We start from the raw sequence: 12,658 nt of genomic DNA, 5'->3' as shown, positions 1-12,658 counted from the left end.
GCAGATGCGTCACTTGAACTTGATCTGCGAAAGCTGCAGTTCCGAGTTGGTCGCGATGGTCGGCTTGAAGTCGAGGCGCGGCGAGACGCGGGTGAAGCCGACCATGTGGAACATTGGAATGTCCGCGATGATGTCGGTGTTCACCTTGGCGAAAAGCTCCTGCCACAGCTTCGTCCGTTCCTCCCCGGTGGCCGCGGTGGCCTTGGCGATCAGCTCGTCGACGGCCGGGTCGCGCAGCATCGAGTGGCTGCCTTCCGAGGCATATTTCACGAAGGCGGTAAACACCGGGTCACCGGTCGCGTTGTCATGCTGGGACTGGGTCAGGGTCGGGCCGGCATCGGCAACGAAGGGCGAGACGAAGTAGTTGTTCCAGACCGAGACATCATACATGTCGAGTTTCACGTTCAGGCCGACATCCTGAAGCATCGCCATGATCGCTTCCATCGCCTCGGTCGCGTTCGGGTATTGCCCGTTGCGGCCGATGATGCGGATCTGGGTGTCGACCGGAACGCCGTCGGCCTTGGCCTCGGCCACCAGTTCCTTGGCCTTCTCGGGATCGAAGGGCCAGACCGGAACGTCGGGGTTGTAGCCGATGGTCGTCGGCACAACCAAGTGCGTCGCGATCTGGGCATCCGCCGGGAACAGCGTGCCCACCATCGCCTCGCGGTCGATGGCAAGGTTCATCGCCTCGCGGATGCGGCGGTCATTGGTCGGCGCGACGCGGGTATCGATGCGCAGCGAGGTGGTTTCCGAGTTCGGATAGGAGAAATCGGTTTCCTTGTTGTTCGCATCCTGCAGCGCGATCGAGGGCACGATATCGGCCTCTCCCGCCTCGACCATCGCAGCAGCGACGGCACTGTCGGAACGGAACAGATACGTCGCCTTCTCGACCTGCGGCTGCTCGCCCCAGTAATCGGGATTGCGGCTTACGGTGATCGATTGCCCGACCTGCCAGTCGCTGAAGACATAAGGACCGGTACCCACGGGCTTGCGGTCGAATTCGTCCGGGGGCGTGGTCGCCGCCGACTGCACCGGCATCACTGTCATCAGCAGCGGCAGGATCGGTTGCGGCGGGTTGGTGGTGATGCGGATGGTGTTGTCGTCGGGAATTTCAAAGCTGAACTCAGTCCCGCCGAAATACTTGCCTCCGGTCTCGCAGGACAGCTTCGGGTTCTTGTTCCGCTCGATGGTGAACTGGACGTCCTTGGCCGTCAGGGGGGTGCCGTCATGCCATTTGACGCCGGGCCGCAGCTTGAATTCCCAGGTGTCGTTGTCGACCTGGCTCCATTCGGTCGCAAGGCGCGGCTTCAGCCCGCCATTCACGTAATCGAACTCGACCAGCATCTCGTTCACGTTTTCCGAGATGACTCGGCCCACGTCCTGGCGGGCGGCCATGCAGGGTTCGACGACATCGACGGTTTCGGCCAGGACCACGGTGACATCATTGCCCTGCTGGGCGAAGGCGGGGCTGAGGCCCGCGGCAAGGATCGTGCCCGAAAGCCAGAAGGCGGCCTTGTGGATGGTCATGCTATTCCTCCCTATGGGCCCCGGCTGCGGGGCGATTGGCGCCGGGGGCGGCTCCTCAACCGTGTGATTCCCCGGACTGCTGCATTTATCTTATACGCATGAACGCTAATATTTCAATTAACGGTTCTGCGACGTTTCTTGTCTGAGCGGGAAAGCGTCTGGCGAAATCCGCCAAGCAAGGGGCCGGTCCGGAGGCCTCCGGTACCTGTCCAACCCTTCGGTCCGGCCTGATGACCGGGCCGCCAGGGAAGGCTGCGGCCCGGTCAGGGCGCCCGACGTTACCGGCCGGTCCGGGCGCGCCACTCTTCGTATTTCTTCTGGTTTTCGTCCTTGGTGCAGGGATAAAGGCCGATGATCGCGGCGCCATCCTTCACCTGCTCCAGCACGAAATCCTCAAAGCTTTCCATGCCGGTGCATTCATCGGCGATCTCGTCGGCCAGATGCGCGGGGATCACCATCACGCCGTCCTTGTCGCCAACGATCACATCGCCCGGAAAGACCGGCGCGTCACCGCAGGAAATCGGGACATTGATGTCCAGCGCCTCGTGCAGGGTCAGGTTCGTGGGCGCCGAGGATTTGGCGAAATAGGCCGGCATGTCCAGCTTGCCGATACCTTCCGCGTCGCGCATCCCCGCATCGGTAACGACACCCGCCGCACCGCGCAGCGCCAGCCGGGTGATCAGGATCGAGCCGGCGGTCGCCGCGCGTGCATCCTTGCGCCCGTCCATCACCAGCACATGTCCCGCCGGGCAAGTCTCGATCGCGACGCGCTGCGGGTGATCGGGATTGCGGAACACGGTGATCGGGTTGCGGTCCTCGCGCGCGGGGATATAGCGCAGCGTGAAGGCCGGGCCGACCATGTTCTCGTCCTTGGGCGAGACCGGGCCGACGCCCTGGATGAACTGGTTGCGCAGGCCACGCTTGAACAGTGCCGTCGCGACCGAGGCGGTCGAGACTTTCTTCAGTTTCGCGCGGGTCGCGTCCGAAAGGCTGTGCTCTGTCATGGGATCCTCAGAAAATGTCGGGTTCGCCGGCAGTGCGGCCGAAATCCGATTGCAGGAAGTCGAAGTCGCAGCCCTGGTCGGCCTGCGTGACGTGGCGCTGGAACATCCAGCCGTAGCCGCGGTCGAAGCGCGGCTCGGGCGCCTGCCAGGCGGCACGGCGCGTGGCCAGCTCATCCTCGGGCACCAACATGTCGAGGGTCCGGTTAGGCAGGTCCAGCCGCACGATATCGCCAGTCCGCAGCAGCGCCAGAGGCCCGCCGACATAGCTTTCCGGAGCGACGTGCAGCACGCAGGCGCCATATGACGTCCCCGACATCCGCGCGTCCGAAATCCGCAGCATGTCGCGGTGCCCCTGCTTGATCAGGGCCTTGGGGATCGGCAGCATTCCCCATTCGGGAAAGCCCGGCCCGCCTTGCGGCCCGGCATTGCGCAGGACCATCACCGTGTCGGGCGTCACGTCCAGATGCTCGTCGTCGATCGCCTTCTTCATCTCGGGGTAGCTGTCAAAGACCAGCGCGGGTCCCTGATGGACATGGTATTTCGGGTCGCAGGCAGCGGGCTTGATGACCGCGCCATCCGGGCACAGGTTGCCCCGCAAGACCGCAAGCGAGCCTTCGGCATAGACCGGGTTCGACAGGGGCCGGATGACGTCGTCGTTATAGACCTGCGCGCCTTCCAGGTTCTCGCCCATGGTCTTGCCCGTGACGGTCAAGCAGGACAGTTCCAGCCGATCCTCGATCTGCTTCATCAGCGCGCGCAGGCCGCCCGCATAATAGAAATCTTCCATCAGGTAGTCCTTGCCCGCGGGCCGGACATTGGCGATCAGCGGCGTGATGCGTCCCAGCGCATCAAGGTCATCCAGCGTCAGGTCGACGCCTGCGCGCCGCGCCATCGCGATCAGGTGGACGACGGCATTGGTCGAACAGCCCGTCGCCATCGCCACCACCGCGGCGTTGCGGCATGCGGCCTCGGTAATGATCCGGTCGGGCGTCAGGTCTTCCCACACCATATCCACGATGCGGCGTCCGCAATCGGCGCCCATGCGTTGGTGGTTGCTGTCCACCGCCGGGATCGAGGACGCGCCAGGTAGCGTGATCCCCATCGCGTCGGCGATCGCCGTCATGGTCGAGGCCGTGCCCATCGTCATGCAGACCCCTGCCGAACGCGCGATGCCGCCTTCGACCCCCTGCCATTCCTTGTCCGAGATGTTCCCGGCGCGGCGTTCGTCCCAGTATTTCCAGGCGTCCGAGCCCGAGCCAAGGATCTTGCCCGCGTAATTGCCGCGCAGCATCGGTCCCGCAGGCAGATAGATCATCGGCACACCGGCCGAAATCGCGCCCATGACCAGCCCCGGCGTGGTCTTGTCACAACCGCCCATCAGCACCACACCGTCCAGCGGGTGACTGCGGATCATCTCTTCGGTCTCCATCGCCAGCATGTTGCGATAAAGCATCGAGGTCGGCTTGGTGAAGCTTTCGTCCACGGAAAGCGAGGGCATCTCGACCGGCAGGCCGCCCCCTTGCAGCACGCCGCGCGCGACATCCTTGGCGCGTTCGCGGAAATGCGAATGGCAGGTGTTCAGTTCCGACCAGGTATTCAGGATCCCGATGACCGGTTTGTCCCGGAAATCCGCCTCGGAATAGCCGAGCTGCATCATGCGCGAGCGGTGCCCGAAGCTGCGCAGGTCGTCGGGCGCAAACCACCGGGCAGAACGAAGCTCGCTGGGTGTCTTGGCTGCCATTTTCCCTCCTTCCGCGCCAGAATCATGATGGCGCGCTCCTCATTCATACTAATATTTTAGTTGCTCTCCTATATCAACGGCTATTTGAATTCTTGTATATCAGCCTGTCCTCGCCTAGAATTTTGTTGCAAAGGATCACGTCATGAACTCTTCGCTCGCCTCGACCTTCGGCTTTTCCGAACCTCATGCGGGGACGCTCGCAGGCGGAACGGTTCAGCGTGTCTATGACGACCTGCGGCGACGGATCATCTCGCTGCAATTGCCGCCGGACACCACGCTGACGCGGTCCGACCTGACCGAGACCTATGAGGTCAGCCAGACACCGATCCGCGAAGCGATGCAGCTTCTCAAGCAGGAAGGTCTGGTCCGCATCTATCCCCAGTCGCGCACGGTTGTGACGCGGATCGACATTCCCCAGATCCACGAGGCGCATTTCCTGCGCGTGGCGCTGGAAACCGAGGTCGTGCGCAGGCTTGCGGACACGGATAATGCGACGGTGGTGAACCGCTCGCGCACGCTGATCCGCATGCAGCAAGCGGTCGCCGACGATCCCGAGCAGCTGGTGGTGTTTCAGGAACTGGACGAACTGTTCCACCAGACCCTGTTCGCGGGGGTCGACCGCAGCGGGCTGCATATGCTGGTGCGCGGCAGGTCCGGCCATCTTGACCGCATCCGTCGCCTGCATCTGCCCGAAAAGGGCAAGGCGCAGGGGACCATCGCCGGTCACGTGGCGATCGTCGATGCGCTAGCCGATCGTTCGGCAGGGGGTGCGGTCGATGCGATGCGCGACCACCTGAGCCGCACGATCGCCAAGATCGAGGACCTGCGCCAGCTCTATCCGGACTATTTCGCCTGAACTGGCGCAGGTGATCAGTTGACCGGCGTCAGCAGCGGCTGGCCGGCAAAGAAAGCATCCACGTTGTCCAGCGCCATGCGCGCCATGCGGTCGCGGGTCTCGACCGTGCCACTCGCGTGATGCGGATACAGGATGACGTTCGACAATGCCGCCAGCGCCGGGTCGGGGGTTGGCTCGTTCAGGTAGACGTCGATCCCGGCCGATCCCAGCTTGCCGCCTTGCAGGGCTGCAATCAGCGCCGCCTCGTCGACCACGGTGCCGCGGGCGACATTGACAAGCGTGCCCTCGGGCCCGAGCGCGCGGATGACCTCGGCCGAAACCAGCCCCTCGGTCCCTGCCCCGCCCGGAGTCGCCACGATCAGGATATCCGCCCAGTCGGCAAGCCGCACCAGATCGTCGAAGAAGCGGTAGTCGACGGGTTTGCGGCTGCGTCCGAAATAGCCGATCTCATGCCCCAACGCCTCGCAGCGCCGGGCGATCGAATGGCCGATATTGCCCAGCCCGACAATCCCGGTGCGCCGCCCGACGGTCGAGGGGGTCAGCGGGAACATGCCCTTGCGCCCCCATTCGCCGGAACGGACATAGGCATCCGCCTCGACCAGCCGCCGCTGACAGGCGAGTGCCAGCAGGACGGCCATGTTCGCCACCTCGTCGACCAGCGCATCCGAAGTGTTGGTCAGCGCGATACCTCGGCGCGTCATCTCGACCAGATCCATCTGGTCGAACCCCGCCGATGAGCACGCGGCCAGCCGCAACGCGGGCAGCCGGTCCAGCAGCGCCTTGTCCACGGTGACATGCCCGTTGACGACCATCGCCGTGCAGACCGGCCCCGCCTTTTCCAGCAGGGCATCACGGTCGTCGGCCTGATCCAGGCGATGCAGCGTATAGCGCTGGCCAAGCTCCTCCATAAACGGGGAACGCAGGGGATAGGCGACCAGGACGTCGGGCTTCATGCAGGGACTCTTTCAGTTTCTTCGCGGGATTGACGGCGGGCGGCTTGAACCTCGGGATCGGGGTCAAGGCTGGCTGACAGCAGGGCCTGGGTATAGGGCTGGCGGGGCGCCTCGAAGATCTGTCGCACCGGCCCTTCCTCGACGATGGTGCCGGATTTCATCACGATGACGCGGTCCGCGAAATCGCGCACAACCGGCAGGTCATGGGCGATGAACAGATAGGACAGGCCGAATTCGCGCCGAAGCCCGTCCAGCAACTGGATCACCTGCGCCTGAATGGACACGTCCAGCGCCGAAACCGCCTCGTCGCAGACGATCAGCTTGGGCTCCATCGCCAGCGCGCGGGCAATGGCGATGCGCTGGCGCTGCCCGCCCGAGAACTGGTGCGGATAGCGTCTTGCGTGATCGGGATGCAGTCCGACCTTGGTCAGCAGTTCGGCAACGCGTTCCTTCCAGCGGGCTTTCGGCAGGATGTCGGGATGGATAACCCAGGCTTCCGAGATCAGCTGGAACACGGTCATGCGCGGGTTCAGCGATTGCGTGGGATCCTGGAACACCATCTGCAGATCGCGGCGCAACCCAAAAATCTCGCGCGGGGACATGCGCATCAGGTCTTGTCCACGATACAGGATCTGGCCCTGATCGGGGTCGTCCAAGCGCAGGATCGCTCGCGCCAGCGTGGATTTTCCCGACCCGGATTCACCCACCACCGCCACCGTCTCGCCCGGCATGATGGTCAGGTCGACGCCCTTCAGCGCATGGAAGGCCCCGTAATGCTTGTGCAGCCCGACCGCGCGCAGCAGGGGCTGCCCCGAGCGGTCGCGTTCGTCCGGCATCTCTCCCTTGCCGGGGGCGGCGTCGATCAGCTTGCGCGTATAGGGGTTCTTGGGGTTGCGATAGACTTCAAGCGCGTTGCCCGTTTCGACGATACAGCCCGAATTCATCACCACGACGCGGTCCGCGATCTCGGCCACGACGCCAAGGTCATGGGTGATGATCAGGATCCCCATGCCGGTTTCGTCCTGAAGCTCGCTCAGCAGTTCCAGCACCTGCGCCTGGACGGTGACGTCAAGCGCGGTGGTCGGCTCGTCCGCGATCAGGATATCGGGCTTGCAGGCCAGCGCCATCGCGATCATCAGCCGCTGGCGCTGCCCGCCCGAGAACTGGTGCGGATATTTCGCCATCGCCAGTTCGGCTTCGGGAATGCCGACGCGGCGCAGCAGCTCCAACGCGCGGGCCTGAGCCTTGTCACGCGCACCGCCATGCGTCGTCACCATCTCGGCGATCTGCCAGCCGACGGTATAGACCGGATTCAGATGCGCCAGCGGATCCTGAAAGATCATCGCGATCTTGGCACCATTGATCTGGCGGCGCTGCTCGTCCGTCATCTTCAGCATGTCGCGGCCGTTCAGCAGGATCTGGCCGCTGGTGATCCGTCCGGGGGGCATGTCGATCAGGTTCATCACCGCCGAGGCAGACACCGATTTTCCCGATCCGCTTTCGCCCAGGATCGCCAGCGTCTCGCCCCGGTCCAGATGCCAGCTGACATTCTGGACCGCCTTCACCGTGCCCGCGGCGGTGTGGAATTCGACCGAGAGGTCGCGGACTTCCAACAGGTGCTCAGCCATTCTTGCGGCCCCTCATCTCCAGCCGCCAGCGTTGGGCGGGGTCCAGCGCAATGCGCAACCAGTTCGACAGCAGGTTCAGCGACAGGGTGGTCAGGATGATCGCAAGGCCCGGCCAAAAGGACAGCCACCACGCTGTCGTCAGGTATTGCCGGCCCTGGCTGACCATCAGGCCCCAGGTGATCTCGGGCGCCTGAATGCCGATCCCCAGGAATGAAAGCGAGCTTTCGGCGAGCATGACGAAGGCGAAGTCGAGCGTGGCAATGGTCACCAGCGTCGGCAGCACCACCGGCAGGATATGGCGGAACACGATGCGTCGGTCGGACGCGCCCATGACCTTGGCGGCCTGCACGAACATCCGCTCGCGGATCTCCAGCACCTCGGCCCGAGTGGTGCGCAGATAGACGGGGATGCGCGTGATCGCCAGAACCAGGACGATATTCCCGACAGAAGGCTCCAGCATGTAAAGCACGATCACCGCCAGCAGCAGCGACGGGAACGACATGATGACGTCGCCCAGTCGCATGATCCATTGCGCGGCGCGCTTGCGGCTGTAGCCGGCAATCAGGCCAAGCCCGCAGCCGATCACCGCCGAGCCAAGCACCGCGCCTGCCGCGACCATGATGGTGTTCTGCGCTGCAACGACGATGCGGGCCAGCAGCGGTCGGCCAAGCGCGTCAGCCCCCAGCACATAGGCCCAGCCCCGGCTGAGATCGAAGGGCATGGCATTGCGGCCGCGCAGGTTCTGCTTGGTCGCCAGCGTCTCCATCAGCAGGGGGCCGAACAGCGCGCACAGCACCACGATCAGCAGGAACAACGCCGCGAAGAAGGCCAGCTTGTCGGCCCAGAGCATCGAGATCCAGCGCGAGAAAGCACCGCGTTCCTTGGATTCGGTCAAAGTCTGTGTTTCTGACATGGACATCGCTCAATACCGGATGCGGGGATCGAGCGCGGCATAGGCCAGGTCGATCAGCAAGTTCATGATGAAGATCGCCAGCGCCGAAACCATGATCGCGGCCAGCACCACCGAGAAGTCGCGCAGCAAAATCGAGTCGATCATCAGCTTGCCGATGCCGGGAAAGCCGAAGATCGTCTCGATCACCACGGCGCCGTTCAGGATCGCCGCCGCCTGATCGCCGATCACGGTGATGACCGGCAGCATCGCATTGCGCAGGGCGTGGACAAAGATGATCGGCCGCGTGCGCACGCCCTTGGCCTTCGCCGTCTTGACATAGGCCGAAGACAGCACCGTGATCATCGAGCCGCGCACGACTTGCAGGATCAGGCCGAAGGGACGGATGAACAGCACCGCGACCGGCAGCACCCAATGCAGCGCCGTTCCCGTCCCGGATGTCGGCAGCCAGTGCAGGTTCACGGCGAAAATGACGATCGCGACGATTGCGATCCAGAAATCGGGCGCCGAGGCCCCGATCAGCGAAAAGAAGGTCGCGATCCGGTCGAACACCCCCCCGACCTTGAACGCGGCCAGCGAGCCGATGACGATGGCCGCGAGCGTAACGAGGCTCATGGTGATGAAGGCCAGCCACAGGGTCCAGGTGAAGGCTTGCAGCACGACGTCCATCGCCGGCCGCGCCTGTCGGATCGAGTCGCCGAAATCCCCGCGCACCAAGTCGCCGACATAGCGGCCGAACTGCACAACGAGCGGATCATTGAAGCCGTGCAATTCCCGGAACTGGTCGCGCATCTCGGTCGTCGCGTCCAGCGGCAGGTAAAGGTTCGTCGGATCGCCGGTCAGGCGCGACAGGAAAAACACCAGGATCACAAGCCCGACCAGCGACACGCCGCTGGCCAATGCTCGTTTGCCGATGAATGAATTCATGGGGCACCCTCCTCCCTTCGGGTGGCGGCGGTCCCTTGCAGGAGCCGCCTCCGCTTTTGCGGCATCGCCTTTCGGCTCTGTGGCAGCGAAGAGCGCCCTCCGTCGCTCTTCAGCGGGGTCCCGAATCGGAACCCGTTATGTGATATATTAGTATATCTAGAATTCTTGTGAACCTTATTTCTCGCGCTTCGGCTCGCGCCCGCCGATGCTGCCGATCAGGGTTGCAAGGACGATCACCGCCGCCCCTGCCCAGGTGGTCCAGGCGGGAAGCTGATCGAAGAACAGAAATGCCAGTACCGCCACCACCGGCAGGCGCAGAAAATCGAACGGCGCCAGGAACGAGGCCTCGGCCAGCGAAAAGGCGCGCGTGACCAGCGACATGTTGGCGGCGCCCAGCACCCCTTGCAGGACCAGCAGCAGAAGTTGCGGCGATGTCGGCATCTGCCAGACCGGCAGGGCTGCCACCAGTCCCAGCGGCACCATCGCAAGCAGGTTCCAGGCAACCAGTCTTTCGGCGGTGTCGTGGCGGGTCATTCCACGCAGGACCAGCTGGATCGTCGCGGTCAGCATCGCCCCCGCCAGCGCGCAAAGCAGCCAGGGATCGAACCCGGCCGCGCCGGGACGGATCAGCACCAGGATGCCCAGAAATCCAATCGCTACGGCAGCGATGCGCGCAGGACCGATCTTTTCGCCCAGGAAAAGCACGGCCCCCAGGGTCAGAAAGATCGGAGCGGTAAAGGTGATCGCGGTCGCATCGGCCAGCGGCGCATGGGTAAAAGCCAGGAACAGCGACACAAGCGAGGCCTGTTTCAGCGCCGCGCGCAGCACATGCAATCCGCGATAGGGCGAGGCGCGCAGATCCACCCGCCGCAGAATCCAGGGCAGGACCGCGATCAGGCCGAACAAGGCGCGAAAGAAGGCGATCATGAATGGATGGACTCCGCCCGCCAGCGTCCGCACGATCACGGCATCCAGCCCCGCCAGAACGGTCGCGAGCAGGATCGCCAGAACCGCCATCCTGCGCTGTCCCGCCATTTCAGATGCTCCCGTCATGCTGTGCGGCATGACCGTCGCGGCAAACCCGGCAAGACGGATTTGAAGCCGGCAGGGCAGCGCGGGCAAGCCTCGCCAGGTTCTGGATGTTCATGCCGTCTCCTCGCATCGCGCCTTGCATCGGCGATGTCGTCACGGCGCGAGGTCAAGTTACACTAAAATACTAGTGCGTCAATTGATTGATCCAAAGGCCCATCGGCGGCGCTTGAAAAGCAGGTGCTTCCGGTGGGATAAGCGCATTCCGGGGCAAACGAGATCGGGAACGGCGATGATCCTTGTGGAAAACGGGCCTGAAGGCCGGCCCGCGATCTTTCGGGACGCCGACCGGCTGATCCTGGCCGAAACCCCTGACGAAGTTCTGCCAGCGCTTGAGGAACTGGACCGCGCCCATGCCGAAGGCGCGTGGATCGCCGGATGGGCCGGGTATGAGGCTGGGATGGCGCTGGAATCGCGCCTGCGCCCGCTGCTGCGCCAGCCACAGGATGAACCCTTGCTGGCTTTCGGCGTCTATCGACAGCCCCTGTCCGCGCGGGAATTCCATACCCAGGCAGACGCTCAGGCTGCCGGGGTCCGCATTGCCCCTTTTCAGCCGTTGATCGGCCAGCAGGAGTATCGGGCCAGCTTTGCCCGCCTTGCCGATTATATCGCGCAGGGCGACTGTTATCAGGTGAACCTGACATTCCCGATGCAGGGCCAGCTTTTGCAGGGCAGCGCAGCGGGGCTTTACGGCGCTCTGGCCCGCGTCCAGCCGGTCGGGCACGGCGCATTTGTCGATCTGGGTCGTGGACCCGCGATCCTGTCGCGCTCACCCGAGTTATTCTTTGCGCTGGATGCCGACGGCATGATCGAGACCCGGCCGATGAAGGGCACGGCCCCCCGCGACCCCGACCCGGCGCGCGATCATGCCTTGGCCCGCGCGCTGGCCGCAGATGAAAAGACCCGCGCCGAAAACCTGATGATCGTGGACCTGCTGCGGAATGATATCGCGCGCATCGCCCGTGTGGGCTCGGTGCGCGTCACCGAGCTGTTCCACGTCCAGACCCTGCGGACCGTCCATCAGATGACCTCGCGCATCATCGGCCAGTTGAGTGAAAGACCACGCCTGTCAGCCCTGATGCAGGCGCTGTTTCCCTGCGGGTCCGTCACCGGTGCCCCAAAGATCCGCGCGATGGAAATCATTGCCGAGTTGGAACCACATGCGCGGAGCGTCTATTGCGGCTCGATCGGATGGATGGCGCCGGATGGCCGCGCGGCCTTCAACGTCGCGATCCGCACGCTGCGGCTGTTCGACGACGGCCGGCTGATGGTGAACGTGGGTGGTGGCGTGATCCACGATTCCACCGCCGATGGTGAATGGGAGGAGGCGCTATGGAAGGCGCGCTTCGCGGATCCGGCCCGGATCTGCGGCTGATCGAGACGTTGCTGTGGGACGGCCGTGATCTGTCCCACCTGCCCCGGCACCTTGAGCGGTTGGCCGCCTCGGCCGCGCGTCTCGGCTGGCGTTGCGATTTGCAAGGGGCGCGTGCGGCACTTCTGGCGGCGACGCCGGATGGTCCGGCGCGGATGCGCTTGACGATGGACGAAACCGGCCGGATGGAGGTCGTCGCCGCCAACTTGCCCCCGGCGCTGACGGTTTGGCGGGTCGCCCTGTCGGACCGGCACCTCTATTCCGGCGATCCCTGGTTGCGGGTCAAGTCGACGCGCCGACCCGTTCATGACGCCGCGCGGGCCGCGTTGCCCGCCGGGATCGACGAATTCCTTTTGGCAAACGAACGGTACGAGGTCTGCGAAGGCACGATCACGAATGTCTTCTTCGATCTCGGCCAGGGCATGCGCACGCCACCCCTGCATTGCGGGCTGCTGCCGGGCACGCTTCGCGCGGAATTGCTGGAAACCGGCCAATGTGCCGAGGCGATCCTGCCACGCGCGGATCTGGCCCGCGCCCGGCTGTGGATTGGAAATTCGCTGCGCGGTCTCGTCCCCGCCCAGCTTGCCGGATGACGCAGCGCGGGCTTTTATAGTCCCGCGCTGCGGTTTTGTTCACATGCCCTGGTAGAGG

The 12,658-nt window shown here is 64.3% G+C and carries 11 protein-coding genes; 3 read left to right on the top strand and 8 right to left on the bottom strand.

Annotation, left to right across the window (positions count from 1 at the left end; genetic code table 11):
* Window positions 1–9: 9 nt before the first annotated feature.
* The 3 genes from RM190_RS20575 to araD all read right to left on the bottom strand — a co-directional run bounded on the left by RM190_RS20575 (window position 10) and on the right by araD (window position 4,272).
* Window positions 10–1,527, bottom strand: coding sequence for an ABC transporter substrate-binding protein (locus RM190_RS20575; RefSeq protein WP_311761353.1), 1,518 nt, complete (start codon window positions 1,525–1,527; stop codon window positions 10–12).
* A gap of 278 nt (window positions 1,528–1,805) precedes the next feature.
* Window positions 1,806–2,531 (bottom strand): ribonuclease activity regulator RraA, encoded by a 726-nt coding sequence (locus tag RM190_RS20570; RefSeq protein WP_311761352.1) that lies wholly within the window; start codon window positions 2,529–2,531, stop codon window positions 1,806–1,808.
* Between the two features lie 7 nt (window positions 2,532–2,538).
* Entirely contained in the window at window positions 2,539–4,272 is a 1,734-nt protein-coding gene (araD, locus tag RM190_RS20565) for an L-arabinonate dehydratase (RefSeq protein WP_311761351.1), read from the bottom strand.
* A 142-nt stretch (window positions 4,273–4,414) separates the two neighbouring features.
* Between araD and RM190_RS20560 the strand changes: the two genes are divergently transcribed.
* Entirely contained in the window at window positions 4,415–5,128 is a 714-nt protein-coding gene (locus RM190_RS20560) for a GntR family transcriptional regulator (protein ID WP_311761350.1), read from the top strand.
* A 14-nt stretch (window positions 5,129–5,142) separates the two neighbouring features.
* On the opposite strand, the gene RM190_RS20555 is transcribed toward RM190_RS20560, so the two are convergent.
* The 5 genes from RM190_RS20555 to RM190_RS20535 all read right to left on the bottom strand — a co-directional run bounded on the left by RM190_RS20555 (window position 5,143) and on the right by RM190_RS20535 (window position 10,599).
* Window positions 5,143–6,081: a 2-hydroxyacid dehydrogenase gene (locus tag RM190_RS20555; protein WP_311761349.1), complete on the bottom strand. Its 939-nt coding sequence runs from the start codon at window positions 6,079–6,081 to the stop codon at window positions 5,143–5,145.
* Window positions 6,078–7,709, bottom strand: coding sequence for an ABC transporter ATP-binding protein (locus RM190_RS20550; protein WP_311761348.1), 1,632 nt, complete (start codon window positions 7,707–7,709; stop codon window positions 6,078–6,080). Before RM190_RS20550 ends, RM190_RS20555 begins: the two co-directional genes overlap by 4 nt.
* On the bottom strand, window positions 7,702–8,604 hold the full coding sequence (locus RM190_RS20545; protein ID WP_311761347.1) for an ABC transporter permease: 903 nt from the start codon (window positions 8,602–8,604) through the stop codon (window positions 7,702–7,704). The genes RM190_RS20550 and RM190_RS20545 overlap by 8 nt, the downstream gene beginning before the upstream one ends.
* Window positions 8,605–8,631: 27 nt before the next feature.
* The gene (locus RM190_RS20540) at window positions 8,632–9,546 is read right to left on the bottom strand and encodes an ABC transporter permease (RefSeq protein ID WP_311761346.1); all 915 of its coding nucleotides are present in this window, start codon (window positions 9,544–9,546) and stop codon (window positions 8,632–8,634) included.
* A gap of 174 nt (window positions 9,547–9,720) precedes the next feature.
* Window positions 9,721–10,599, bottom strand: a complete 879-nt coding sequence (locus RM190_RS20535) for a DMT family transporter (protein WP_311761345.1) — start codon at window positions 10,597–10,599, stop codon at window positions 9,721–9,723.
* A 268-nt stretch (window positions 10,600–10,867) separates the two neighbouring features.
* Here RM190_RS20535 and RM190_RS20530 point away from each other — a divergent pair, with 268 nt between their 5' ends.
* The gene (locus RM190_RS20530; protein ID WP_311761344.1) at window positions 10,868–12,010 is read left to right on the top strand and encodes an aminodeoxychorismate synthase component I; all 1,143 of its coding nucleotides are present in this window, start codon (window positions 10,868–10,870) and stop codon (window positions 12,008–12,010) included.
* Window positions 11,968–12,600 (top strand): aminotransferase class IV family protein, encoded by a 633-nt coding sequence (locus RM190_RS20525; protein WP_311761343.1) that lies wholly within the window; start codon window positions 11,968–11,970, stop codon window positions 12,598–12,600. Before RM190_RS20530 ends, RM190_RS20525 begins: the two co-directional genes overlap by 43 nt.
* Window positions 12,601–12,658: the final 58 nt, after the last annotated feature.

Source organism: Paracoccus broussonetiae (assembly GCF_031854425.1).
GTDB classification, from domain to species: domain Bacteria; phylum Pseudomonadota; class Alphaproteobacteria; order Rhodobacterales; family Rhodobacteraceae; genus Paracoccus; species Paracoccus broussonetiae.
This window is presented reverse-complemented; position numbering and strand designations above follow the sequence as displayed.

Coding starts and splice junctions, on each gene's coding strand:
- RM190_RS20575 (WP_311761353.1), bottom strand. CDS start 1,527: ATGACCATCCACAAGGCCGCCTTCTGGCTTTCGGGCACGATCCTTGCC.
- RM190_RS20570 (WP_311761352.1), bottom strand. CDS start 2,531: ATGACAGAGCACAGCCTTTCGGACGCGACCCGCGCGAAACTGAAGAAA.
- araD (WP_311761351.1), bottom strand. CDS start 4,272: ATGGCAGCCAAGACACCCAGCGAGCTTCGTTCTGCCCGGTGGTTTGCG.
- RM190_RS20560 (WP_311761350.1), top strand. CDS start 4,415: ATGAACTCTTCGCTCGCCTCGACCTTCGGCTTTTCCGAACCTCATGCG.
- RM190_RS20555 (WP_311761349.1), bottom strand. CDS start 6,081: ATGAAGCCCGACGTCCTGGTCGCCTATCCCCTGCGTTCCCCGTTTATG.
- RM190_RS20550 (WP_311761348.1), bottom strand. CDS start 7,709: ATGGCTGAGCACCTGTTGGAAGTCCGCGACCTCTCGGTCGAATTCCAC.
- RM190_RS20540 (WP_311761346.1), bottom strand. CDS start 9,546: ATGAATTCATTCATCGGCAAACGAGCATTGGCCAGCGGCGTGTCGCTG.
- RM190_RS20535 (WP_311761345.1), bottom strand. CDS start 10,599: ATGACGGGAGCATCTGAAATGGCGGGACAGCGCAGGATGGCGGTTCTG.
- RM190_RS20530 (WP_311761344.1), top strand. CDS start 10,868: ATGATCCTTGTGGAAAACGGGCCTGAAGGCCGGCCCGCGATCTTTCGG.
- RM190_RS20525 (WP_311761343.1), top strand. CDS start 11,968: ATGGAAGGCGCGCTTCGCGGATCCGGCCCGGATCTGCGGCTGATCGAG.